The sequence below is a fragment of the Mucilaginibacter litoreus genome (assembly GCF_042676805.1).
Lineage (GTDB): Bacteria > Bacteroidota > Bacteroidia > Sphingobacteriales > Sphingobacteriaceae > Mucilaginibacter > Mucilaginibacter litoreus.
In genome coordinates this window covers 41,678-64,859 of record NZ_JBHTHZ010000003.1, presented here as the reverse complement: position 1 = coordinate 64,859, position 23,182 = coordinate 41,678, and the positions used below count along the sequence as shown (strand labels likewise).

Annotated in this window: 21 protein-coding genes and 1 riboswitch; of the genes, 14 read left to right on the top strand and 7 right to left on the bottom strand. The window is 42.4% G+C overall.

Annotated features, from left to right (window positions below; genetic code table 11):
- Position 1: 1 nt before the first annotated feature.
- A complete protein-coding gene (locus ACFQZX_RS06150; protein ID WP_377112637.1) occupies positions 2-712 on the bottom strand; it encodes an SAM-dependent methyltransferase in 711 nt (236 codons plus the stop codon).
- 45 nt (positions 713-757) lie between these two features.
- The gene (locus ACFQZX_RS06145; RefSeq protein WP_377112634.1) at positions 758-2,065 is read right to left on the bottom strand and encodes an HAD-IB family phosphatase; all 1,308 of its coding nucleotides are present in this window, start codon (positions 2,063-2,065) and stop codon (positions 758-760) included.
- Positions 2,066-2,260: 195 nt separating this feature from the next.
- Between ACFQZX_RS06145 and ku the strand changes: the two genes are divergently transcribed.
- From ku to ACFQZX_RS06110, 7 genes are all read left to right on the top strand, one after another.
- Complete coding sequence (gene ku, locus ACFQZX_RS06140) at positions 2,261-3,031, top strand: non-homologous end joining protein Ku (RefSeq protein ID WP_377112631.1); 771 nt, start codon at positions 2,261-2,263, stop codon at positions 3,029-3,031.
- Positions 3,032-3,125: 94 nt separating this feature from the next.
- Positions 3,126-3,674: a YciE/YciF ferroxidase family protein gene (locus ACFQZX_RS06135; RefSeq protein WP_377112628.1), complete on the top strand. Its 549-nt coding sequence runs from the start codon at positions 3,126-3,128 to the stop codon at positions 3,672-3,674.
- Between the two features lie 104 nt (positions 3,675-3,778).
- A complete protein-coding gene (locus ACFQZX_RS06130; RefSeq protein ID WP_377112626.1) occupies positions 3,779-4,657 on the top strand; it encodes a glycosyltransferase family 2 protein in 879 nt (292 codons plus the stop codon).
- A 199-nt stretch (positions 4,658-4,856) separates the two neighbouring features.
- On the top strand, positions 4,857-5,420 hold the full coding sequence (locus ACFQZX_RS06125; protein ID WP_377112623.1) for a hypothetical protein: 564 nt from the start codon (positions 4,857-4,859) through the stop codon (positions 5,418-5,420).
- A 358-nt stretch (positions 5,421-5,778) separates the two neighbouring features.
- Positions 5,779-6,240, top strand: a complete 462-nt coding sequence (locus tag ACFQZX_RS06120) for a ferritin-like domain-containing protein (RefSeq protein WP_377112621.1) — start codon at positions 5,779-5,781, stop codon at positions 6,238-6,240.
- A 142-nt stretch (positions 6,241-6,382) separates the two neighbouring features.
- Positions 6,383-7,117 (top strand): acyl-CoA desaturase, encoded by a 735-nt coding sequence (locus tag ACFQZX_RS06115; RefSeq protein ID WP_377112619.1) that lies wholly within the window; start codon positions 6,383-6,385, stop codon positions 7,115-7,117.
- Positions 7,118-7,384: 267 nt separating this feature from the next.
- On the top strand, positions 7,385-8,641 hold the full coding sequence (locus ACFQZX_RS06110) for a pyridoxal phosphate-dependent aminotransferase (protein ID WP_377112617.1): 1,257 nt from the start codon (positions 7,385-7,387) through the stop codon (positions 8,639-8,641).
- A gap of 59 nt (positions 8,642-8,700) precedes the next feature.
- Here the strand turns inward: ACFQZX_RS06110 and ACFQZX_RS06105 are convergent, their stop codons facing one another.
- Both ACFQZX_RS06105 and ACFQZX_RS06100 read right to left on the bottom strand, forming a co-directional pair.
- Positions 8,701-9,177 (bottom strand): universal stress protein, encoded by a 477-nt coding sequence (locus tag ACFQZX_RS06105; RefSeq protein ID WP_377112614.1) that lies wholly within the window; start codon positions 9,175-9,177, stop codon positions 8,701-8,703.
- A gap of 54 nt (positions 9,178-9,231) precedes the next feature.
- Positions 9,232-10,551 (bottom strand): voltage-gated chloride channel family protein, encoded by a 1,320-nt coding sequence (locus tag ACFQZX_RS06100; RefSeq protein WP_377112612.1) that lies wholly within the window; start codon positions 10,549-10,551, stop codon positions 9,232-9,234.
- A gap of 28 nt (positions 10,552-10,579) precedes the next feature.
- A riboswitch (Fluoride riboswitch) is annotated at positions 10,580-10,644 on the bottom strand.
- Between the two features lie 118 nt (positions 10,645-10,762).
- On the opposite strand from ACFQZX_RS06100, the gene ACFQZX_RS06095 reads away from it, so the two are divergent.
- Positions 10,763-11,716: a tryptophan 2,3-dioxygenase family protein gene (locus ACFQZX_RS06095; RefSeq protein ID WP_377112610.1), complete on the top strand. Its 954-nt coding sequence runs from the start codon at positions 10,763-10,765 to the stop codon at positions 11,714-11,716.
- 1 nt (position 11,717) lies between these two features.
- Here the strand turns inward: ACFQZX_RS06095 and ACFQZX_RS06090 are convergent, their stop codons facing one another.
- Complete coding sequence (locus ACFQZX_RS06090) at positions 11,718-12,167, bottom strand: hypothetical protein (protein WP_377112607.1); 450 nt, start codon at positions 12,165-12,167, stop codon at positions 11,718-11,720.
- Between the two features lie 104 nt (positions 12,168-12,271).
- Between ACFQZX_RS06090 and ACFQZX_RS06085 the strand changes: the two genes are divergently transcribed.
- A complete protein-coding gene (locus ACFQZX_RS06085; RefSeq protein WP_377112604.1) occupies positions 12,272-13,336 on the top strand; it encodes a branched-chain amino acid aminotransferase in 1,065 nt (354 codons plus the stop codon).
- Between the two features lie 81 nt (positions 13,337-13,417).
- On the opposite strand, the gene ACFQZX_RS06080 is transcribed toward ACFQZX_RS06085, so the two are convergent.
- Positions 13,418-15,235 (bottom strand): serine hydrolase domain-containing protein, encoded by a 1,818-nt coding sequence (locus tag ACFQZX_RS06080; RefSeq protein WP_377112602.1) that lies wholly within the window; start codon positions 15,233-15,235, stop codon positions 13,418-13,420.
- A complete protein-coding gene (locus ACFQZX_RS06075) occupies positions 15,222-16,856 on the bottom strand; it encodes an amidohydrolase (protein WP_377112600.1) in 1,635 nt (544 codons plus the stop codon). Before ACFQZX_RS06075 ends, ACFQZX_RS06080 begins: the two co-directional genes overlap by 14 nt.
- Before the next feature lie 138 nt (positions 16,857-16,994).
- On the opposite strand from ACFQZX_RS06075, the gene mutL reads away from it, so the two are divergent.
- From mutL to cysS, 5 genes are read left to right on the top strand one after another with little or no spacing between them, the layout of a single operon-like run.
- Positions 16,995-18,851, top strand: a complete 1,857-nt coding sequence (gene mutL / locus ACFQZX_RS06070) for a DNA mismatch repair endonuclease MutL (RefSeq protein WP_377112597.1) — start codon at positions 16,995-16,997, stop codon at positions 18,849-18,851.
- Between the two features lie 32 nt (positions 18,852-18,883).
- Positions 18,884-19,591 (top strand): rhomboid family intramembrane serine protease, encoded by a 708-nt coding sequence (locus ACFQZX_RS06065; protein WP_377112594.1) that lies wholly within the window; start codon positions 18,884-18,886, stop codon positions 19,589-19,591.
- A 36-nt stretch (positions 19,592-19,627) separates the two neighbouring features.
- On the top strand, positions 19,628-20,509 hold the full coding sequence (locus ACFQZX_RS06060; protein WP_377112591.1) for a rhomboid family intramembrane serine protease: 882 nt from the start codon (positions 19,628-19,630) through the stop codon (positions 20,507-20,509).
- The gene (locus tag ACFQZX_RS06055) at positions 20,499-21,611 is read left to right on the top strand and encodes an endonuclease/exonuclease/phosphatase family protein (RefSeq protein WP_377112588.1); all 1,113 of its coding nucleotides are present in this window, start codon (positions 20,499-20,501) and stop codon (positions 21,609-21,611) included. Before ACFQZX_RS06060 ends, ACFQZX_RS06055 begins: the two co-directional genes overlap by 11 nt.
- 45 nt (positions 21,612-21,656) lie before the next feature.
- Positions 21,657-23,147, top strand: a complete 1,491-nt coding sequence (gene cysS / locus ACFQZX_RS06050; RefSeq protein ID WP_377112586.1) for a cysteine--tRNA ligase — start codon at positions 21,657-21,659, stop codon at positions 23,145-23,147.
- The last annotated feature ends 35 nt before the right edge of the window (positions 23,148-23,182 follow it).

Genomic DNA, 23,182 nt, shown 5'->3' with positions numbered 1-23,182 from the left:
ATCAGGCATGAAATAACAGGAATATGGCTGGCCTTTTACGCAAATCGGGTATCTGCTTTTGCCAGGCGGATACAGGCATTGTTTTTATGAATTCTGTAGGTGCTGTAATATCGCATGCAATGCAGATACGTGTATTAGGCTTACAGGTTTTTAAGACTTCCTGCAGCATGCTATCGTTGCGGAATGGGGTTTCTATAAAGATCTGCGTTTGCTTATATTTTTCTGCAGCGCTCTCTAACTCTTTGATACGGCGCGTACGGTCCGCCTTATCAATAGGCAAATATCCATGAAAGGTGAAGCTTTGGCCGTTAAACCCTGATGCCATTAAGGCCAGCAGGATTGAGCTTGGGCCAACCAATGGCACAACCTTAATGCCCTTCCAATGCGCTTCGGCAACTATATCAGCGCCCGGGTCTGCAATGCCTGGGCAGCCAGCCTCGCTCATTAAACCTACATCATTGCCTGCAAGCAAGCCTTTAAAAAATTCTTTAAGGCTGGTATCGCGGTTGTGCTTACCATAATCATGTATGATGAGTTCGCTCTGGGGTGTTCTTAAACCGGCCTGTTTCAAAAACTTGCGCGCGGTTTTTTCATTTTCTACAATATACTCCTTAATAGTGTTGATGGTATCAACCAGATAGGGCGTAAATGATTTGGCAACAGCTTCATCAGCAAGGGGTACAGGTACCAGATATAAAGTTCCGTAGGCCATATTTTTAATATAAAGCTGCTTAGCTATTAGTAACTAAACCCAATGTTAGTACAGCAACCTGAATTTTATGGTATGCTCTATAGCTTTCAGTTCGTTAAGCACATGCGTATCATAACCCGCATTAACATCAGTAATTACATAACCGATTTGCGGATTGGTTACCAAAAACTCGCCCACAATGTTAATGTTATGATTAGCGAACACTTCATTTATCTTCGCCAGTATACCAGGCACATTTTTATGGATGTGTATAAGGCGGTGAGCATTATTTACCCTGGGTGGCTGCAGTTCGGGGAAATTACAGCTCATGTGTGTTTTGCCCTCGTTCATAAAAGCCATTACCCTGCGCGGGATAAAATCAACATTATGGGGGTTTTGCTTGGGGTCGTCAAAAATAATAATACCTTTTTCTCCGCCAGCTTCGGCCAGTTTCCGGCTTACTTTACCAAAGCATCCTATTACCTTTAAACGCCCGGCATTTTGCAACTGCTCAGCTGTTGGCTGCGTGTTTTCGTCGCAAAATAAAACGCCCGCCTCCTCCAGGTATTTATCATCAATATGGTTATGATGGCGAATGTTGTAGCCTTCGCGTTTCATTTGTGCTAATGCTTCTTCATCCACATTGCCCGCAACCAGGCATTTGATACGGTTTTTAGGATAAGATATAGCTCTTGGTAGTTTATTGATATATAAAAACTCGTCGAAGCTTGGCGTAATGTGGTCGGCCTTTTCTGCTACAGATTTCCGCTCGATATTCTCTGTAAAGGCAAAAAACTTTTTGATAATGCCTGATTCTTTTAGCTGAAAATCCGAGTAACCATCACCTATACCATAGATATCGCCCTGCAGGTTCATTTCGCGCAGCAGCTTTACCTTTCCGCCCTCCTGCGATAAAGGATTATCCTTATCATAACCAACTATGTTGCCCTCGTCATCAAACACGAATGTGTTGGCGTAAATATTCTCTTTTTTGATGTGGTACTCGGTAACTACTGGTGTAATAAACTCTTTAAAACCGCCCGAAACAATAAGCACCTCATCCTGGTGTTTCTTGAAAAATACAGTATTGCGGGAAAACGATGTGGATACTTTTTTCTTAAGGTGCGTTATCAGCTGTTTCAGGTGATCGCGATTGGCGCAAAGCAGCTTTACACGTTGCTGCAGGCTTTCGGTAAAGGATAGCCGCCCTTCCATTGAAGCATTGGTAAGGTCTTCTATTTTTTTGTAGATATCCTCACGGTCAGGATGGTTTTTTAAGGATATCCTTGCTAACTCATCTAAAGCTTCTACCTGTGTAAAGGTACTGTCAAAGTCAATTATAAAATACTGCTCTGTTTTTTCCGGCTGCGACATAGTATTGCAAATGTGCAAAAAATGCCCGAGGTGACAAGATAAAGCTTACTAAAATCGTCGACATTAAACATAGATAATACGGCTTTGCATTTTGATATTGCATTGTTACACAACAGTGTTTATGTAGTTTAAACCGCTCATAGTAAAACCGATCCGGGTTTTGCGGGTTATATATATCCATTAAATCTGTACGCTATGAGATCTATCTGGAAAGGATCAATTGGTTTTGGTCTGGTAAGCATTCCTATCAAATTATATTCGGCAGTGCAAACTTCGTCCATTGATTTTGATATGCTCGACAGCCGGGACCACGAACGTATACGGTACCAGCGCGTGAACGACAAAACGCATAAAGAAGTGCCCTATGATAAAATTGTAAAGGGTTATAAACTGGATGACGGTTATGTAATTATGGATGAGGCCGACTTTGAGGCAGCGGCACCAGAGAAAAGTAAGATCATAGAAATTGAAAGCTTTGTAGATATTGCCGATGTAAACCCTATGTTCTACGAAACATCTTATTACACTGAGCCTGATACAAAAAATAACAAAGCTTATGCCTTGCTGCTAAACGCGCTGAAAAAATCGGGCAAGGCAGGACTGGCCCGTTTCGTATTGCGTAGTTCAGAAAGCTTGTGTATTGTTCACCCGGTAGAGAATGTACTGGTAGTAACCCGGATACGTTTTGGCCAGCAGATACGCAATACAGAAGATCTGAATATTGCAGATGATGTTAAAGTGAGCAAAAAGGAGCTTGATGTAGGCCTTGCATTGATTAACCAATACGCCGAAAAATTTGATGTATCTAAGTTTAAGGATGAGTACACCAACGAGCTGTTGAATATTATCAAAGCCAAATCCAAGGGCAAACGTGCCACCATCAAAAAGCTTAAACCGCATAAAACCAAGAGCGATGATTTGTATGACCAGTTGATGCAAAGCTTACAAACCAAGAAGGGCGCTTGATTTAGGGGATAAAAATTATCTTAAAAAGTAAAACTATTAAGTTTTGGCAGTGTTCTTGTAATGTAAGAGTTATAAATTAAACATCAACATACCTATGGCAACTATTAAAACAAAAAAAGCACCTGAAACTACAGAGGTTGCTGAAGAGTCGGCTTTAAACGAATTGTTTATCGACGAATTAAAAGACATTTACTGGGCAGAAAAACACCTAACCAAAGCCCTTGAAAAAATGGCCAAAAACGCAACATCTGATGAGTTGCGCCAGGCTCTTGAGCAACATATCACCGAAACTGAAAACCAGGTTACCCGTTTGGAAAGTGTTTTTGAAAGCATTGATGAAAAAGCTACAGCAAAAAAATGCGAAGCAATGGCCGGTTTGATCAAAGAAGGTGAAGAGATCATGTCTGATACCGAAAAAGGTTCGTTAACACGCGATGCAGGCATCATTTCTGCTGCTCAAAAAGCAGAGCATTATGAAATTGCCTCATACGGTACATTAAAAACCCTTGCACAAACATTAGGCTATACCGAAGCGGTTGAATTGCTTGATGCTACCTTGCAGGAAGAAAAAAATACCGATAGCTTACTTACTCAAATTGCCGAAGCTGGGATAAACAGTTCAGCAAAAAGCGAGAAAGAATAAGCTCGAAAATTATTTACTAAAGGGCAGCCTGTAACGGGCTGCCTTTTTTGTTTGTAGCAGAGCCAAGGTCTGCCTACATTTGGGTGTTAATTATAACCGGTCAAATGAAAGTTTCAGGCTTTACCTTTATCAGAAACGCTGTAAAAAACGATTACCCCATTGTAGAGGCAATAACATCTGTTTTGCCTTTGTGCGATGAGTTTATTGCCGTGGTTGGCTTGTCTGACGATGGTACCAGGGAACTGATAGAGGCTATCAACTCGGCCAAGATCAGGATCATTGACTCTGTATGGGACGATACTTTAAAGAAAGGTGGCGAGGTGTTTGCCGTTGAAACCGACAAAGCATTCGCGGCAATATCGCCAGATACCGACTGGGCATTTTATATTCAGGGAGACGAGGTAGTGCATGAGAAGTATTTGCCTGTAATAGAAAAAGAGATGCAGGAAAACCTGAGCGATGCCAATGTTGAGGGCCTGCTGTTTAAATATCTGCACTTTTATGGCTCTTACGATTACTATGGCCAATCCAGACGATGGTACCGGCGTGAAATAAGGCTGATTAAAAATATAAAGGGCATACATGCTTACCGCGATGCGCAAGGTTTCAGGTTGAATGGCCGCAAGATCAAAGTGAAGCTTATTGATGCTTATATCTATCATTATGGCTGGGCAAAACCGCTGAAAGGATTGAATAATAAAATGCGAAATTTTAACCGGTTTTATAACGACGATGAATGGGTTGAAAAGCACATACCTGAAACGTACGAGTTTGATTACAGTAATGCCGACCGTTTAATACACTTTAATGATGCCCACCCGGCGGTAATGCAAAAGCGCATTGAGGCTACGCGCTGGAATATCGATCTTAAATCGAAGGATATAAAAAAACAAATGGATTTGCGGCGAAGGGTATTGCAATTGATAGAAGATTGTACAGGCTGGCGTGTAGGCGAATACCGTAATTATAAACGGGTCAAGTAATTTAAAACTAAATATTTGCAAGCGGTTGTTTTTTACAGCCGCTTTTTTTTAAAATATTTTTTTAATAGTGTAACACTTACACTAAAACGTCCGTCAAGGGTAGTATCATTGCAATAAAAGATATCGGTACCATATCAATTATTGCATGATAAGTAAACAATAAACGAAAAGGCTAAGCCTGCTAATTATCACAAAAAAAATGAAAAAATCAATCCTTATCCTAATAGCGCTTGTTTCAGTATTCAGCGCTTGTAAAAAAGACGATAACAACGGACCTGCCGGCAATGGCGACTACCAGCCGCTTACCAAAGGTTCAAACTGGACTTATGATGTAGAGTACTATTTCCAGGGATCTACCGACAAAGAAACATCTACAAGCACCATTACCGGGAAAACAGAACAATTTAACGGTAAAACTTATCATGAAGTAGAAGTAGTTTCTGAAGGGGATACAGAAACAGGTTACTTTAATATTGATAACCACATTTACAGCACCCGTGTACAAAATGGTGAAGGTACAATAGACATTCCTTATTTTAATGATGCCAAAACACAGGGGGAAACCTTTACGCTTGATCTGAGCAATGACGAGGTAGATGCACGCATTGTAACTACCGTTGCTGAAAAAGGTGTAAAGAAAACTATCGCCGGCAAATCATTTTCAGATGTTACCCATACTGTTAGCCAATTGCAAATAAAGTACGATAACAATTACACTACCGTTACCACCTTTGAGTTTACCTGGCAAAAGGTGTTGGCATAATTGCCACGTATGCAAAAACCGGTGAAACACTGGTTATGAAGTCTGAACTGAAAAGCTACGTTATTAAATAATACAGATTTTAACGCTGCCGCACCACAGTATGGTGTACCTAAACCTTTATCACTTATCTATTGCCATAAAGCAGTAGTATAATACCTAAACCAACCTATCACATAACACTATCTCCGGTTTCTTTCCGGGGATAGGTTAAATACATTTACAATTAAGTACACCCGCTCATAAGGCGGGTTTTTTAATTATTGCAGATTCTTCAAAAATTAACGCAAATTTTTTAATTGCGAATTAATTGTGGCATGGTGGTTGCATTGATAGTATAAACTTATTAATCACTACCATTATGGAAACTACCGTTGAAAAATCAGTCGAAGTATTAAATGATCTAATTGAAATTAACAATGACCGTATAGATGGTTTCACCCGTGCTTCAAAAGATCTTGGAGAAGGCGATGTGGACCTAAAAGCAGTATTTGACAAATTTGCAAGCGACAGCCGCCAAAACGTACAGGAGCTTAGCGCCGCAGTAGGTGCATTAGGCGGCGACCTTGAGACCGGTAACACAGTTACAGGCACCATACACCGTGCATGGCTTGATGTTAAAGCAACTTTTAGCGGCCAGGACCGGAAAGCTATATTAGATGAGTGCGAACGTGGTGAAGATGCCATTAAAAAAGCATATCAGGAAGCATTATCTGCCGATAGCGGTTTATCTGCACAACATATCGAACTGGTTTCGCGCCAGCAGCAGGTGATCAATGAAGGCCATGACAGTATCAAAGCACTGCGTGACGCACAAGCTTAATAGCTAATCTAAATGTAATTAAAAAGCCGCTTGGATAAATCCCAGGCGGCTTTTTTTCTGTTGTTTAACCTTTTTGAAACCAATGCGGGTTAATAATTGTATATTTGTAATCATTATAAATAATCCCCCGAATATATAATCTGTGATCATCTTAATTTTCTTTTTAGCCCACTGGTTCCTGTCGCTGTTCTTTCAGACCTTCTTTTTGCACAGGTATGCCTCACACAAAATGTTTACGACCAATAAGTTTTTTGAGCGTACTTTTTATATCATGACATACCTTTTTCAGGGATCGTCATACTTAAATCCACGCGCGTATGCCATTATGCACCGCGAGCATCATGCTTACAGCGATACGGAAAAGGATCCGCATTCTCCTCATTTTTTTAAAGACGTTTTCCAGATGATGTGGTATACGGCTATGAGCTATAAACTGCATGTAAAACGTCTAAAAGAGCCTGAAGATCGTTTTAAAGGCAATTACCCGGAGTGGAGATTTTTAGACTATGTTGGATCGTCAATGGTATCGCGCATTGCATTCGGGCTGCTATATGTTGCCTTTTATATTCAGTTTGCAACAGCCTGGTGGATGTTCCTGTTATTACCTATTCACTTTTTAATGGGCCCACTGCACGGGGCAATAGTAAACTGGTGCGGCCACAAATACGGATACGCTAATTTTGATAATAACGATAAATCAAAAAACACAACCCCTTTTGACTTTTTAATGCTTGGCGAATTATTCCAGAATAACCACCATAAGCGCCCAAACAGCGCAAATTTTGGTGCAAAATGGTTTGAGATAGACCCGGTTTACCCTATTATGAAACTGATGCACTGGGCACGCATCATCAAACTCAGAAAAGCTTATGCCTGAATAGGTAAAAGAATAAATATCAAAGGCGAAAAGTGATGAACTTTTCGCCTTTCGTTTTACTCACCCCGACTACGCTTCGCTGGTCGACCCTCTCTGCTTTTCAATGAGGGTATAGAAGCTATGATTTTTCGACCCTCTTTGCGCTTGCGGAGAGAGGGTGGTCGAGCGATAGCGATGACCGGGTGAGTCGGCTTATCGCTCAAATTCATTTATCCTTCATCCTTCCGTCCTTTCTCGCTATCTTTGCCGCTCATTAATATTCTATAAATGAAAGTATCAGTATTAGCGCAAAATTTGCATGGGTCGGAGATCATAAAGATAGCGGGAGAAATAAATGAATTGAAAAAGCAGGGCCAGAATATTGCCAACCTTACCATTGGCGATTTTGACTCTAACATTTATCCGATTCCTGCCGAGCTAAAGGATGGAATTATTGATGCTTATAACCGTAATCAAACAAATTACCCGCCTGCTGATGGTATGCTTAGCCTGCGCGAAAGTGTATCTGCATTCCTCAATAAAACTTTAGGATTAAATTATGGGGCTAACGAGATATTGATCTCAGGGGGCTCCCGGCCGTTAATCTATTCAACTTACCTTGCCCTGGTTGATCCGGGCGATAAAGTGGTTTTCCCGGCACCATCATGGAACAATAACCATTACTGTGACCTTACCGGCGCCGAAGCGGTTATAGTAGAGACCGGTCCGGAAAATAACTTTATGCCTACGGCAGATGATATCCGCCCTCATTTAAAAGGTGCAACCTTACTGGCATTGTGCTCTCCGCTTAACCCAACTGGTACGATGTTCGATAAAAAAGACCTGGAAGAGATCTGCGATCTGGTGATTGAAGAGAATAATAGCAGGGCTGCTGATCAAAAGCCGTTGTATGTACTGTATGATCAGATCTATTCGCAATTAACCTTTGGCGACCATAAACACTATGACCCGGTAACTTTAAGGCCGGAGTTGAGGAACTACACTATTTTTATAGATGGCGGCTCCAAATGTTTTGCGGCTACTGGTGTGCGTGTTGGCTGGGGTTTTGGCCCGGCAGCCATCATCAATAACATGAAGGCTATTGTTGGGCACATGGGTGCATGGTCGCCAAAGGCAGAGCAGGTAGCTATGGCTGATTTTTTAATGAATGATGGCTTTGTTGATCATTACCTTACTCATTTAAAAACCGGTATACAAGCCAGCCTTAATGCATTGCACCAGGGTTTTCAGCAATTAAAATCAGAAGGTTTTGCGGTAGATTCTATCGAGCCGATGGGTGCCATATACCTTACGGTTAAGGTTGATTACACGGGTAAAACAACAACCCATGGCAAAGTTTTAAGTAATAGCACCGATGTTAACTTCTACCTGATCAAAGAAGCAGGAGTAGCCCTTGTACCGTTCTCTGCCTTTGGCACCGGAGATGATATTACCTGGTTCAGGGCGTCTGTAGGCGCATGCACATTGGAAGAGATACAGCAAATGATACCACGCATCCGCGAGGCTTTGGCTAAATTGAAATAATTATATCGCCTTTCAGTCAGCTACCTATCTTTTGAATGCCCGATGTTACAGATGAAGGGTTATTTTCCATCCTCTGCCAGCGGCACTACTAAAACGGGTATTTGTGAGTTACGCACGATGGTTTCTGCTACACTCCCCATCAGCAGGCGGTCTATACCGCTGCGGCTGTGTGTGCCTATAACTATCAGGTCTGCCATAAACTCTTTGCTGCAATTCAAAATACCGTCGGCAGTAGAGCCGTATTCATTAAAATGTGTTACCTGTAAACCACCGGCATATTTTTTTATAGTGCGTTCTATCACATTTTCACCCTGGTCTTTCTGGATGTCCATCATCATCACTTCATTATAATCGGCAGCGGGCATAGGCATACCCATTAAATTATCTGTACCTCCGTCAGGTACAACGGCAGGCTCTACAATATGCACCAGCCCTACATGGGCATTAAAGGTCTTGGCAAGGTCAAAGCCATAACTGGCGGCATACTCAGCATATTTGCTGTCATCTATCCCGATAAGTATCTTACTGATCTTCATGTTTAAGGATTTGGGTAACCCTTATTAAACAATCATAACTTAATATGTTTTTGGCTAAGGGCGGTACTTTGAGAATATTTTCTTCAGGTAATTATCATCGGTTTTTGCTGCGGCTACGCGCTGGGCAGCGTAAATGCCACCCTCGCCGCTAAAAAAATAAGCAGTAAAACAAGCTACTGCAAAAAATAAAGCATATTCGCCGCCAAACAGTTCTATACCCATTAAGGTACAGGCAAGCGGGGTGTTGGTAGCCCCGGCAAATACTGCAATAAAGCCCAATGCGGCAAATAAGCTGACCGGAGCGTTCAGTATACCCGCTAATGTGTTGCCCAATGTTGACCCTATATAGAATAATGGTGTTACTTCGCCTCCTTTAAAGCCTGTACCAAGCGTAACAGAGGTATAAATAAGTTTCCAAAGCCAACTAAAAAAATCTGCACCACCCTGGTGAAAGGACGAAACTATGGTGATAGCGTTAGGATACCCGGCATCTACGCCCAGGCCCAGATAGTCAGGCTTGCCCAGTAAAAAAGTAAGTAAAATGATAATTATACCTCCGCAAACAGGTATCAGCCAATTGATCCTAATAACTTTAAGGGCGATGCTTTTCACCTGGTGTACTGCTTTTGCAAAAGCCATACTTGTAAGCCCAAACAACGCCGAGGCTATAAGTACTTTTGCCAGCAGTAAAAAACTAACAGGTAAATGTTTGCCGTAAAACTGTCCGCTAACATCTGTAACATCAATATGGTATAAAGTATGATGAACGCCCCAGGCAGATACTGTTACATCGCCAACCAACCCGGCAATAAGGCATGGCAACAAGGCATTATATTGTATACGGCCAATTGCTATAACCTCAAGGGCGAAGATAGTCCCGGTCAACGGGGTACCAAAAACGGCTCCGAAGCCGGCTGCAACACCTGCCGTAAGTATGATCTTTTTATCAGCCTCATTCAGCTTAAACCAGCTACCAAATAAGTTGGCTATACTCCCACCAATCTGCACGGCGGTACCCTCGCGCCCGGCAGAGCCACCAAACAAATGGGTTATTACAGTTGTAACAAGGATAAGCGGCGCCATCCGCTTAGGTACCCCTGCCCCGGGCTGATGTATCTCGTCTATGATCAGGTTATTTCCACGCTCGGCGCTTTGCCCGTATAGCTTATAAAGTAAATGGATGATAACACCGGCTACTGGCAGCAAATAAAGCAGCCAGGTATGTGCAAAACGGAAATGTATCGCCCAGTTGAGCAGCCATAAAAATAGCGCCACCATACTGCCTATGGCAACGGAAACAGGTATGCTGATCAGCGTCCAGCGGATGAGGTAACTTAAAAGATATAATTGTTTTGAGATGATATTTTTGAACATAACCTACGTGCAAATAAATAAAAAATCCATTTGAGTAGGCGTCATCAGCTTTACAGCGGTTCAAATAGGCAGAACACCATTGCCTTTTATATATGCGAATGTAGGGAAAAAGTCTTAAGTCTGAAGTTATCAATTAAAAAATCGCAGTCAACTTATCCGACTTCAAACTAAGGATTTCAGACTTAAGACTCAATACTCTTATCTTTGCACTATGAGTATCTCTCCCGAAATAGAAAAAAGACTAACGCTGCTGCAGGAAAAATATAATGCTATGGGCCAGGATATGACCTCGTACCTTGATGGCCTGCTGCATGCCGATTTTTTAACCTATTGGGATTACATTCATCTGGACACGCTGTTAAGCCTGCAAAGCCCGAAAACACAGTTCCCAGATGAAGAGATATTTATCATGTACCACCAGATAACCGAGCTGTATTTTAAGCTCTCGCTGCACGAGTGTAAACAGATATCCGGTGCCGAACAATTAACAACCGAGTTTTTTACCGCCCGTGTTAAACGTATTAACCGTTACTTTGAGGCACTTACCAATTCCTTCGAGATAATGGTGGACGGTATGGAAAAAGAGCAGTTCCTGCAATTCAGGATGTCCTTGCTACCTGCCAGCGGCTTTCAGAGCGGGCAGTATCGCATGATTGAAATCCATGCAACCGACTTTATTAACCTGGTAGCGCCCGACCACCGCGAGGCTTTGCGGAGCGCCTCCGTTGAGGAGCAATTTGAACAGATCTACTGGAAATACGGCGCTACCGAACTATCAACCGGTAAAAAAACGCTTACCTTAAACCAGTTTGAAAAAAAATACGCTAAAACCTTTATTGAGTTAGGTAAAAATTTAACAAAAACCAACTTTAATGCGCTTCTTCAGCAGCAAAAATACAAGGGCGAAAGCACAATGGCGCTGGAAGAACAGCTGCGTCAGCTGGATATCAATGTAAACGTTAACTGGCCTTTAAGCCACTATAAATCCGCAGTGCGTTATTTGCACCGCGAACCGGAAGAGATCAAAGCTACCGGCGGTACCAACTGGCAAAAATACCTGCCTCCGCGTTTTCAGAAACGCATTTTCTTTCCATCACTCTGGAGTATTGAAGAGCTGGAAAACTGGGGAAGAGGCTGGGTAGAAAAGGTTGTAAGTGAATTATAAGTCAGGCATTCTGCACAGTCAACCCGGTTTTAGCACGAATTGAACTTTGTATCTCATCAAATCGCTCAAATTTATCCATTATAAATATGGGCTTGGCCTTAGCATCTTTTCTCACCAGGTAAATTCCATGATCACGGGGCTTTACTTCTTTGATGTTATCAAATCTTACAGATTGCTCGGCCTGATTAGCTATGTGCAATATTATCCCGGTTTCAGTAATTTCAAGGATGGTTGTGTTCAGGCCAGAGAAATACTTTTTACGGCCAACAGTAAAAAACCCTACTTCTGCCAGCAAAATGGCGCTGTAAATTATGATGTTAATGCTGTCTAATTTCCGGCCTAACAAGTTAAGCCCTAATATACCGGTAATAGCGGCCAGGCTAAGGCCGGTAGTTATGGTCCATGTTTTTCTTAGTTTTTCTTTACCGCTGTCTGATAAGTGATATTTCATTACATTCTTTTAGTGATTTTTTGTAATATATGCTGTAAGGATATAATCTCAAACTTTAATTTTAAATTCTTATCTTGCCATCTTCTGAATTAATATCTACTGCAATGACCGAGACACTGGACATCAAGATAACAAAAACCGCTCATTCGCGCTTAAACGAGACGGATTTTAACAACCTGCCTTTCGGTAAGGTTTTTTCTGACCACATGCTGGTAGCCGACTATGCTGATGGCGAGTGGAAGAATTTTGAGATATTACCTTACGGCCCTATACAAATGAGCCCGGCAATATCTGCCCTGCATTATGGCCAGGCTTTTTTTGAGGGTATTAAAGCTTATAAGCATGATGACGGCACGGTATCTATCTTTCGCCCGGATAAAAACGCTATACGCTTTAATAAATCTGCCGAGCGCCTGTGTATGCCAACTTTGCCTGAAGAGGTATTTATACAAAGCATAGCCGCATTGGTTGATATTGACCGCGACTGGGTGCCTGCAAAAGCAGACCATGCCATGTATATAAGGCCATTTATGTTTGCTACCGACCCTTACCTGGGCGTAACACCCTCTGCTACTTATAAGTTTATTGTTTTGGTTAGCCCCGTTGGCCCATACTTTTCAAAACCTTTAAGAGTTAAGATAGAAACACACTATACCCGCGCTGCCGAAGGTGGTATGGGTTATGCTAAAGCTGCCGGCAACTACGGCGCATCTATGCTGCCTGGCCGTAAAGCTACTGAAGAGGGTTTTGACCAGTTGATATGGACAGACGCTAAAGAACATAAATACGTTGAAGAAATGGGTGCTGCCAATGCCATGTTTGTACTGGATGGCACTTTAATTACTGCCGAAACCAAGGACACCATTCTTGATGGTGTTACACGTGACACAGTGATTGCCTTAGCTAAAGACTGGGATATACCTGTTGAAGAGCGCAAGGTATCTGTTGAGGAACTTGTTGAAGGCGCAAAGAGTGGCAAATTAACCGATGCATTTGGCGCCGGTACTGCAGCTACTATTGCCCCGGTAGGTTCGTTCTGCGTTGATGGTACCGAATACTTTTTAAGCGACCCTGCAACACGTGAGTTCTCGCAAAAAGTATTTACTACACTTAACGCTATCAAATACGGCACCGCGCCGGACCCACATGGCTGGAATTATATCGTATAATTGGCTTAATTTACTATACTAACAAAAAATGCCTGCATACAACATGCAGGCATTTTTATTTCTATAAGGTTTAGTATTCGCTTATAAACCTTTTTGTATAGCATCATAAATAGCATCCTGTATCCTTGGGCGAATGTTTAAGCTGCCCAGCTTATTGCCCACATTTGGATGTACACGGTTAGATAGGAATACATACACCAGGTTATATTTCGGGTCGACCCAAACACAGGTACCTGTAAAACCAGTATGTCCGTAGGTTAGGTTTGATGCCTGCCTGGATGGATAATGCCGGTCGGCAATAGGGTCCCAACGGTCAAAGCCCAGGCCCCGGCGGCTTACAGCTGATTGTTTGGCCGTCCACAAATCAACCGTTTCTGGCTTTATATACTGTACGCCTCCATAATTACCCCGGTTAAGCAGCATCTGGAAAAGAATGCCTATATCGTTGGCGCTGGCAAACAAACCGGCATGCCCTGCAACGCCTCCCATCAATGCGGCGGTTGGATCGTGCACATAACCATCTATCAATGTTCGGCGGTCTTTACGATCATCTTCGGTTGGGGGTATACGGTTTGCCGGGAAACGGTTAAGCGGTAGAAAGCCTGCGGTTTGCATTCCCAACGGATCGTAAAACTTCTTCTGCACGTACTCATTAAGCGGCGTAGTGGTAATAGTCTCGGCGATCTGCTGCATAAATATCATGCCCACATCGCTGTAAACGTACTGTCCGCGCGTGCGTACTGCCGACCGCAACATGGCAGGCAGCATCACATCCTGAAAATAGTTTTTGCGTAAATAATATCCATCGTTCACTTTGGTAGGAAAAGCTGAAGACGAATCGGCGCTATGATCCGATGGTTTGATCACCTCAAATGTTGATATATCCGGTATCAATCCTGCCTGATGCTCCAGCACTTCACGCACCGTAAGCCCCTTTTTATTGCTATTACGGGCCACAGGAAGATAAGTACCAATAGTGGAATCCAGATTAAGCTTACCCTCATCATATAATTGCATCGCCTCAACAGTTGTAGCTGATACCTTTGTCATCGAGGCTATATCAAAAATATCAGTTATACTATCAGGTATTCCCTTTTGATAAGTATGGTAGCCATAAGCCTTATTGAATATCACTTTGCCATCCTTGGCTACAAACACCACGCAACCGGGGGTAGCTCGCTCAGCAATTGCTTCGGCGGCAATATTATCAATTGCTTTAAGGTTTTCCGAGTTAATGCCCGCATCCTCGGGAACGGTATACTGCAGGCGCATTTTTGTTGTCAAAAAGCCCGTGTTGGTTGTATAACGGGCAGTGTAAGTTTTCGTCAACCTTTGTGTGATGGCCACCCCGCCAAATATAGCCTGTGCGTTAAATAAAGCCGCAACCGGCGATACCCTGGCCGACCATAAGATAGGAACGGTAACATCATTAAGCCTGACAAGCGATGCGCTGTTACCAATGAATGATACCACCACATTCTTCAGCTTTTGGTTATCATTTATAAAGCTAATTATCTGCGGATTATTTACTTCGGCATCGGTTAGCTGTACTATCAGGGTATTATAAAACCGGGTATCCTGGGTAAGCATGCTAAGCGGCTTAGCGCCTAAGTAAGCTTTGCCATCAAAAAGGTCTACCCTGCTGTACTTATTTAACAGGCTGTCAAACCCTTGTGCATAGGCCGTTGTAAAATGGATGCTTGCAACTTTATTGTTATCCAGGTTTTGCAGTGGTATTATATTTTTCTCGTTATTAAGCAATACGGTAGCCTGCTCTACAGATTGCTGCTCCTTTACAAAAGCGGTGCCGGTATAAGGCTGTGGCTGGGCACATGCCGAATGAAAAAATATAACCCCAAACAGAACAGTAAAATAACATCCCCGCTTATTTCTTGTCATAAACCTTAACACCATTGATATATGTTTTTAGCACTTTAACATCAGGCAGATCGCTGCCTTTAGCTTTCATAATGTCGTTGTCAAGTATAACAAAGTCGGCAAACTTACCGGGCTCAAGGCTACCCTTTTCTTTTTCTTCAAAATTGGCCTTTGCCGCCCAAATGGTCATACCCCGAAGTGCTTCCTGCCTGCTCAGCGCATTTTCCATTTGGAAACCGCCTTCCGGGAAGCCTTTCAAATCCTTCCTGACAACTGCTGCATAAAACGTGTATAATGGGTTAATGTTTTCTACAGGAAAATCTGTACCTAAAGGTATCCAGCCGTTTTGTTTAAGTAAGTCCTTGTAAACATAGCCGGTTTTAAGGCGCTGTGCACCCAAACGCTTTATGGCCCATGCCATATCAGATGTAGCATGGGTAGGCTGCACAGATGGTATGATATTGTTTTCGCCAAAAGTGTTTATATCCTGCGGAGATACGATTTGTGCATGTTCAATACGCCAGCGCTTGTCGTTTTTCCCTTTTAGGTTTTCGGCATAAATTTTAAGCATAACGCGGTTGGCCGAGTCGCCGATGGCATGCGTACACATCTGGAAACCATGGGCAGCAATTTTTTTGGCAACTTCTTCAAAATGCGTTTTTTGGCTTAGTAAAAATCCGTTCCATTTAGGCTGATCAGTGTATGATTGGAGCAGGCAGGCCCCGCGCGAACCTAAAGCGCCATCTGCATAAACCTTAAAAGCACGTACATTAAGGCCGGGAGTTTTATATGCGCCGCGCTTAAAAAGGTAATTATAATTCTCCGGCTGATCGGCCAGCATCAGGTACAGTCGCATCTTCAGGTCGCCCTTATGCTGTAACGATGCAATTGTATTGATCAACTGGTAAGGAACGCCGCAATCGTCAACAGTAGTTAAACCTACAGCAACACAATTTTTCTGCGCATCAAGCAATGCCGTTTGTACTATTTGCTCTGTTGGGGCAGGTATTTTGCGGGTCACAATTCCAACTGCATTATCCACCAGGATACCGGTAAGTTTACCGTTAATGGTTTCTATCTCACCCCCTATTATCTTTTGCCCTGGCTTTACGCCAGCTATATTAAGCGCTGCCTGGTTGGCAATAGCGGCATGCCCGTCTATACGGCTAAGAATAACGGGCCGCACCGGGAATAGCGAATCGAGCCTGGCTTTATTTGGGAATGCTTTGTTTGCCCAGATGTTTTGGTCCCAGCCGGCGCCAACAATCCAGCCTTCAGTTTTTTTTATAGCATAATTGCTTACCGTATCTAATATAACGTCCCAACTTTTAAGGCCAACCAGGTTCACATTCTGCAGGCCAAGGCCATATTCCATAAAGTGAGCATGGGCATCAATAAAACCCGGGTAAACCGCTTTTCCACCAGCATCAACTACCTCGCGCGCCAGGTATTTATTCTCAAGTGAGTCAATGCTTCCTACGGCCAGTACTTTACCGCCATTTACTACAATAGCGTTGGCAACTGTAAAGTTGCTGTCAACAGTGTAAACTACAGCGTTCTTTATAAGCAGGTCAGCATTGTATTCTTTCTTTGGAGAGCAGGCAGCGGCAAGTAACAGCAGCGCGGGCCAGAGTTTCTTCATATTGATAAACAGATAGATGTAATATTACAAAAGATAATACTATATACAAGTATAAGCGGGCAAAGTTATGCAATCAAATAATTAATTTAGCATTCAAAACTATCTGCCTAATTTTGGCACAGAAGGGAAGATTTTTTAATGCCAGATATAATTCAACTTTTACCCGATGCCGTTGCTAACCAGATTGCCGCAGGCGAAGTTGTGCAGCGGCCTGCATCAGCCGTAAAAGAATTGATAGAAAACGCTATAGATGCCGGTGCTGATAAAATACAACTGATTTTAAAAGACGCCGGTAAAGCGCTCATACAGGTAATTGATAACGGCTGCGGCATGAGCCTTACCGATGCGCGTATGTGCTTTGAGCGCCATGCCACCTCCAAGATACGCAAGGCCGAAGATTTGTTTGCTATTCGTACAATGGGTTTCAGGGGCGAAGCTATGGCTTCAATAGCCGCTATTGCCCAGGTGGAGTTAAAAACCCGCCGGCACGAAGATGAATTGGGCACCTGTATATTGATAGAGGGATCAGAAGTGGTGAGCCAGGAAGCATGCTCTGCACCCTACGGTACATCTATCTCTGTTAAAAATCTTTTTTATAATACACCTGCACGCCGCAATTTTTTAAAAAGCAACCCGGTAGAAATGCGTCACATCATTGATGAATTTCAGCGGGTGGCGCTGGCTAATCCGCATATATTTCTAACACTGCACCATGATGGCCAGGAAGTTTATCATCTGCCATCGGCTTCGCTTAAACAACGTATAGTGCACTTGTTTGGCAATAACTATAACCAGCGGCTGGTACCGGTTGAAGAAGATACTACCATCATCAAATTACATGGCTTTGTAGGGAAGCCGGAGTTTGCACGCAAAACCCGCGGTGAGCAGTTCTTTTTTGTAAACAATCGTTTTATAAAAGACGCCTATCTTAACCATGCGGTTTTAACGGCATTCCAGGAGCTGCTGCCCGAGGAAACTTATCCGCTATACGTACTTTTTATTGATATCGATCCTGCCAAGATCGACATCAACGTGCATCCTACAAAAACCGAAATAAAATATCAGGATGAAAAGTCGATATATGCCATCATCCGCTCGGCTGTAAAACGCTCGCTGGGTAAATATAACATTACCCCTACGCTTGATTTTGACCAGGAGAACAGCATCGGGCATCTGATTACCCCCAAGCCGTTCGAAGAGATTGTACAGCCAAGTATTGCTGTTAACCCCAACTATAACCCTTTTGCCAACGAAAAGAGAACACAGGAACGGGAGATACCTTTTCTACGCAACACCAATGACCACCGGCAGGCCATTCCCCGTAATTGGGATACACTTTATGAAATAAGTAAGAAGGATGAGGTGGTACAGCACCTGATGCATGAGGAGCCAACTATACCTGTTAACCAGCAGGAAGTTACAAAAGGCAGTGAGAAGCAGTTTTTCCAGGTACATAACAGGTATATCCTGTCGCAGATCAAATCGGGTTTTATGCTGATCAATCAGCAGGCGGCGCACGAGCGTATTTTATATGAGCGCTTTTTACAGCAGCTGCAAAACCACTCGGGTATAAGCCAGCAAAGTTTATTCCCGCAGTCAGTAACACTAAACAGCAGCGATTTTGAGTTATTAAAAGAGTTGTTGGCTGATATACGCGCGCTTGGTTTTGATATACGCGAGTTTGGCCGTAACACAGTTGTAGTAGAAGGCATACCGGCGGATATTACCAATGCTAATGAACATGAATTGCTTGAACAATTACTGGAAGGATTTAAAAACAACCTGGCCGTTTTAAAGTTAGATAAACGCGATAACCTTGCCCGGTCGCTTGCCAGGAACGCAGCTATGAAAAGCGGCTCCAGGTTATCTGTAGAAGAAATGAACCAATTAGTTGATCAGCTTTTTGCCTGCCAGATGCCCAATGTTGCGCTAAACGGCAAACCTGTTATAAGCACTGTTACGTTAGCAGAATTAGCCGAAAGATTTGAAAAATAGCCTTAACTTAATATCATTAGAAAAGAAGAATAATGCAGTCACCTTTTGCCAATTTATCGCCGGTTGTAAAAAACCTGCTAATCATAAATATCATTTTTTTTATTGCCACTTTCGCTTTAGACCGCATGGTTGACCTTACAACCTTGCTTGCTGCCTATTACCCTGCTTCACCCATGTTTAAACCATGGCAAGTGATAACTTATATGTTTATGCATGGTGGTTTTTCGCATATTTTTTTCAATATGCTGGCGTTATATATTTTTGGGCCAATGCTTGAGTACACTCTTGGCTCTAAGCGGTTTTTCAACTATTACTTTATAACAGGTATAGGGGCCTTTGTTTTATACATGGTAGTGCAGGGTATACAAATACATGCTATAACCGGCAGCTTTACCATAGCTAATCCAACGCTTGATGCATCATACCTGCAATATGGCGAGCGGGCCAAAGACCTTTACCTCCTATACAACGTACCTATGTTAGGCGCATCTGGTGCTATTTTTGGAATACTGGTTGGCTTTGCGATGCTATTTCCAAATCTGGAAATGCTAGTGATGTTTATACCGGTACCTATTAAAGCCAAATATGTGGTGATTGGCTACATCGCCATCGAATTATTTTCGGGGGTTGGCCGTTTTGGCGGCGATAATGTTGCCCACTTTGCACATCTTGGCGGAGCTTTGTTTGGCTTTTTGTTAATCAAACTGTGGAACGTTCAACGCCCCAACAATTTCTATTGATAATGGTTTAATATAGTAAATATATTCGTTACGGTTATGAGTACCCTTTGGAAAGACATCCAGTATAAGATGTTAAAATCGCACAGCAGGTTAAGCCTGCTTATAGGCATCAATGTAATTGTTTTTCTGGGCATCAATATCGTCGCGGTTATAGAGCAGTTGTTTACCGGTTTTGGGCAAAGCACTGTACTGTACTATACTAATGAGTATTTACTATTACCAGCCTCATTAACTAAACTGCTTTACCGTTTCTGGACACCTGTTACCTACATGTTTATGCATGCGGGTATTTTCCACATTCTGTTTAATATGCTTTGGCTTTATTGGATGGGGCAGATATTTGAGGAATATTTAGGTAACAAGCGCACAATAGGCCTGTATATATTTGGAGGATTAGCCGGCGGGCTGTTATTTGTTGCAGCTTACAATTTAATACCTGCTTTTACCAGCCTCAACGCTGCATCTACAGCAACAATAGTTGGTGCATCAGCAAGTGTAATGGCTATCATTATTGCGACAGCTACATTACTGCCAAATTACACTATACAACTGTTTTTATTAGGCCCGGTTAAGCTTAAATGGATAGCACTATTTTATGTGGTTGTTGATTTTATTGGTATTGCAGGTGCAAATGCGGGCGGCGAAATTGCGCACCTTGGCGGCGCTTTAATGGGTTTTATTTATATCAAACAACTGCAGCGCGGTAATGACTGGATCGGCGGCATCAGTAAGCTTTTTGAATCTAAGCCAAAATTGAAAGTTGTAAGTAGCACTTATTCACCTAAAAAGGCAGCCGGCGTACCGCGCCAGGAAGATGTTGACCGTATATTAGATAAAATATCTGCAAGCGGGTATGACAGCCTGAGCAAGCAGGAAAAAGAAACCCTTTTCAGAGCAAGTAACAGTAATGAAGTTTAAAAATAAAAAGCTTCCTTTTATTGACAGGTTATTTCTTTGGATCAATTATTTGCTTTGTGCAGCACTATTGCTTAGCTATCTTGCTCCCTTTACAGATCCCCGCAAATTTTGGCCTGTAGCATTTTTCGGTTTGGCTTACCCTCCGCTGCTTCTTTTTAACATTATCATTATTTTTTATTGGGTCATAAGGCGCAGTTGGTTGGTGGCACTTTCTGTAATTACCATACTAATCGGATGGAGTGTGCTGAAAAACAACATTGGCATACGCCTTCCGCCGGGCGAAGGCCAAAACCCGCCCCAAAACGCACTAAAGATCATGACCTATAACGTGCATAATTTTAAGCGCTTTGGTGCTCACAACGATAGTTCTACCAAACACGATATACTCAGCCTTATTGCCGACGAGCGGCCCGATGTAATTGGCATACAGGAGTTTTTTACCAAAAAAAAGGGGCAGTATGATCTGGTGGATTCTGTTAAACAAGCCATGCAGGCAAAGTATTATTATTTTGAGCCTGTAATGGTCAGCCAAAGCGAATCTATCGGGATGGCCATTTTTTCTAGGTATCCTATAAAATCTTATGGGCTTGTGCAATTATCGGCAAAGGGCAACGGTAATCAATGCATTTATGTTGATGTACAAAAAGATAACAAGACCTTTAGAATGTACAGTGTGCATCTGCAGTCCATTAACTTTGAACCGCAGGACTATCAATACTTAGGCAATTTATCAGCTAAAGGTAAAACGGATATCCAGGCAACCAAACGTGTAGGCTGGAAACTAAAACTGGCGTTTCAAAAGCGCAGCGAACATGTGTTTATTATAAAGGACCACGCAAAGCAATGCCCATATCCTTATATCATTTCAGGCGATTTCAACGACACCCCTTCATCATTTGCTGTTAACCAAATGGCCAAAGGTCTTAAAAATGCTTTCAGGGAAAAAGGTGCAGGCTTAGGGCGTACGTATAATGGCGCCTTCCCTAATTACCAGATAGATTATGTGATGGCCAGCCAGCAATTTGATGTATCAGATTATCGCATCATCGAAAAAAAATTGTCAGACCATTATCCTTTAAGCACCGTTCTGGTATTAAAATAAAATTCACCCAAATAAACTCAGCACTTAAAATTGTAAGTTTGCCAAATGGAACAAAAACTATTTGTTTACAATACTTTAACCCGTACAAAAGAAGAATTTATACCGCTTAACCCCGGCCATGTCGGGATGTATGTTTGCGGTCCTACCGTATATAGTGATGTCCATTTAGGCAATTGCCGTACTTTTATTTGTTTTGATTTGATTTACAGATACCTGCTTCATTTGGGCTATAAGGTACGTTATGTGCGTAACATAACAGATGCCGGGCATTTGGAGAGTGATGCCGATGAGGGAGAAGATAAAATTTCAAAAAAAGCCAAAATAGCGCAATTGGAACCTATGGAAATTGTGCAAAAGTATACTGTTGATTTCCATAACGTAATGCAGATATTTAATGTGTTACCTCCAAGTATAGAACCTACCGCCACCGGCCACATTATTGAGCAGATAGAGCTGGTAAAAGCAATCTTGGATAAAGGTTTTGCTTATGAGGTTGACGGCTCTATATACTTTGACGTGGAAAAATACAGTGAAACCAATGATTACGGCGCCCTGAACGGTCGTAAGCTGGAAGATATGCTTAACAACACCCGCACTTTAGGCGGGCAGGAAGATAAACGCGGTAAACTTGATTTTGCGTTATGGATAAAAGCAAAGCCAGAGCATTTGATGAAATGGCCATCCCCCTGGGGGCTGGGTTTCCCGGGCTGGCACCTGGAGTGCTCTGCCATGAGCAATAAATACCTGGGGCATCAGTTTGATATACATGGTGGCGGTATGGATTTGATGCCTACGCATCACACTAATGAAATTGCCCAGAATATTGCCTGCTGCGGTAAAACACCTGCCAACTATTGGATACATACCAACATGCTGACCACCAACGGCCAAAAAATGTCTAAATCATTAGGAAATAGCTTTTTACCTCAAGAACTGTTTACCGGCAGCCATCCATTGCTTAAAAAAGGATATAGCCCTATGGTGGTAAGGTTCTTTTTTATGCAGGCCAGCTACCGCAGTACTGTCGACTTTTCTAACGATGCTATAGATGCCGCTGAAATATTCTACAAAAAATTGGCCGAATCAGCAAAAAAGCAGCCCACATTACAGCAAAACCCGCTTACCGCCATTGATGATGAAACTGATAAGGCTATAAATACATTTTGCGATGATTGCTATAACGGCATGAACGATAATTTTAATTCTCCAAAAACGTTAGAAGCTTTAAACAACCTGTCAAAGTGGATAAACTCTTATGCTGCAAATACACGCAATTCCGGCGAAATAACTGCAGAAACATTTGAGCGTATGCGTAAAACCTACAACGATTTCTTTTTTGATGTTTTAGGATTAAAGCTTGAAGACAGCGATAATGCCGATACCGACGAATTGATGCAACTGATAATCAAATTACGCAACGAAGCAAAAACCAATAAGGACTATGCTACATCAGATAAAATTAGAGAAGGACTAAAAAGCATAGGTTTTCAGCTTAATGATAACAAGCAGGGCACAACAGACTGGTTGCGGATTTAACAAATATTAACCAAACAATTAAGGTGAAGTTACCT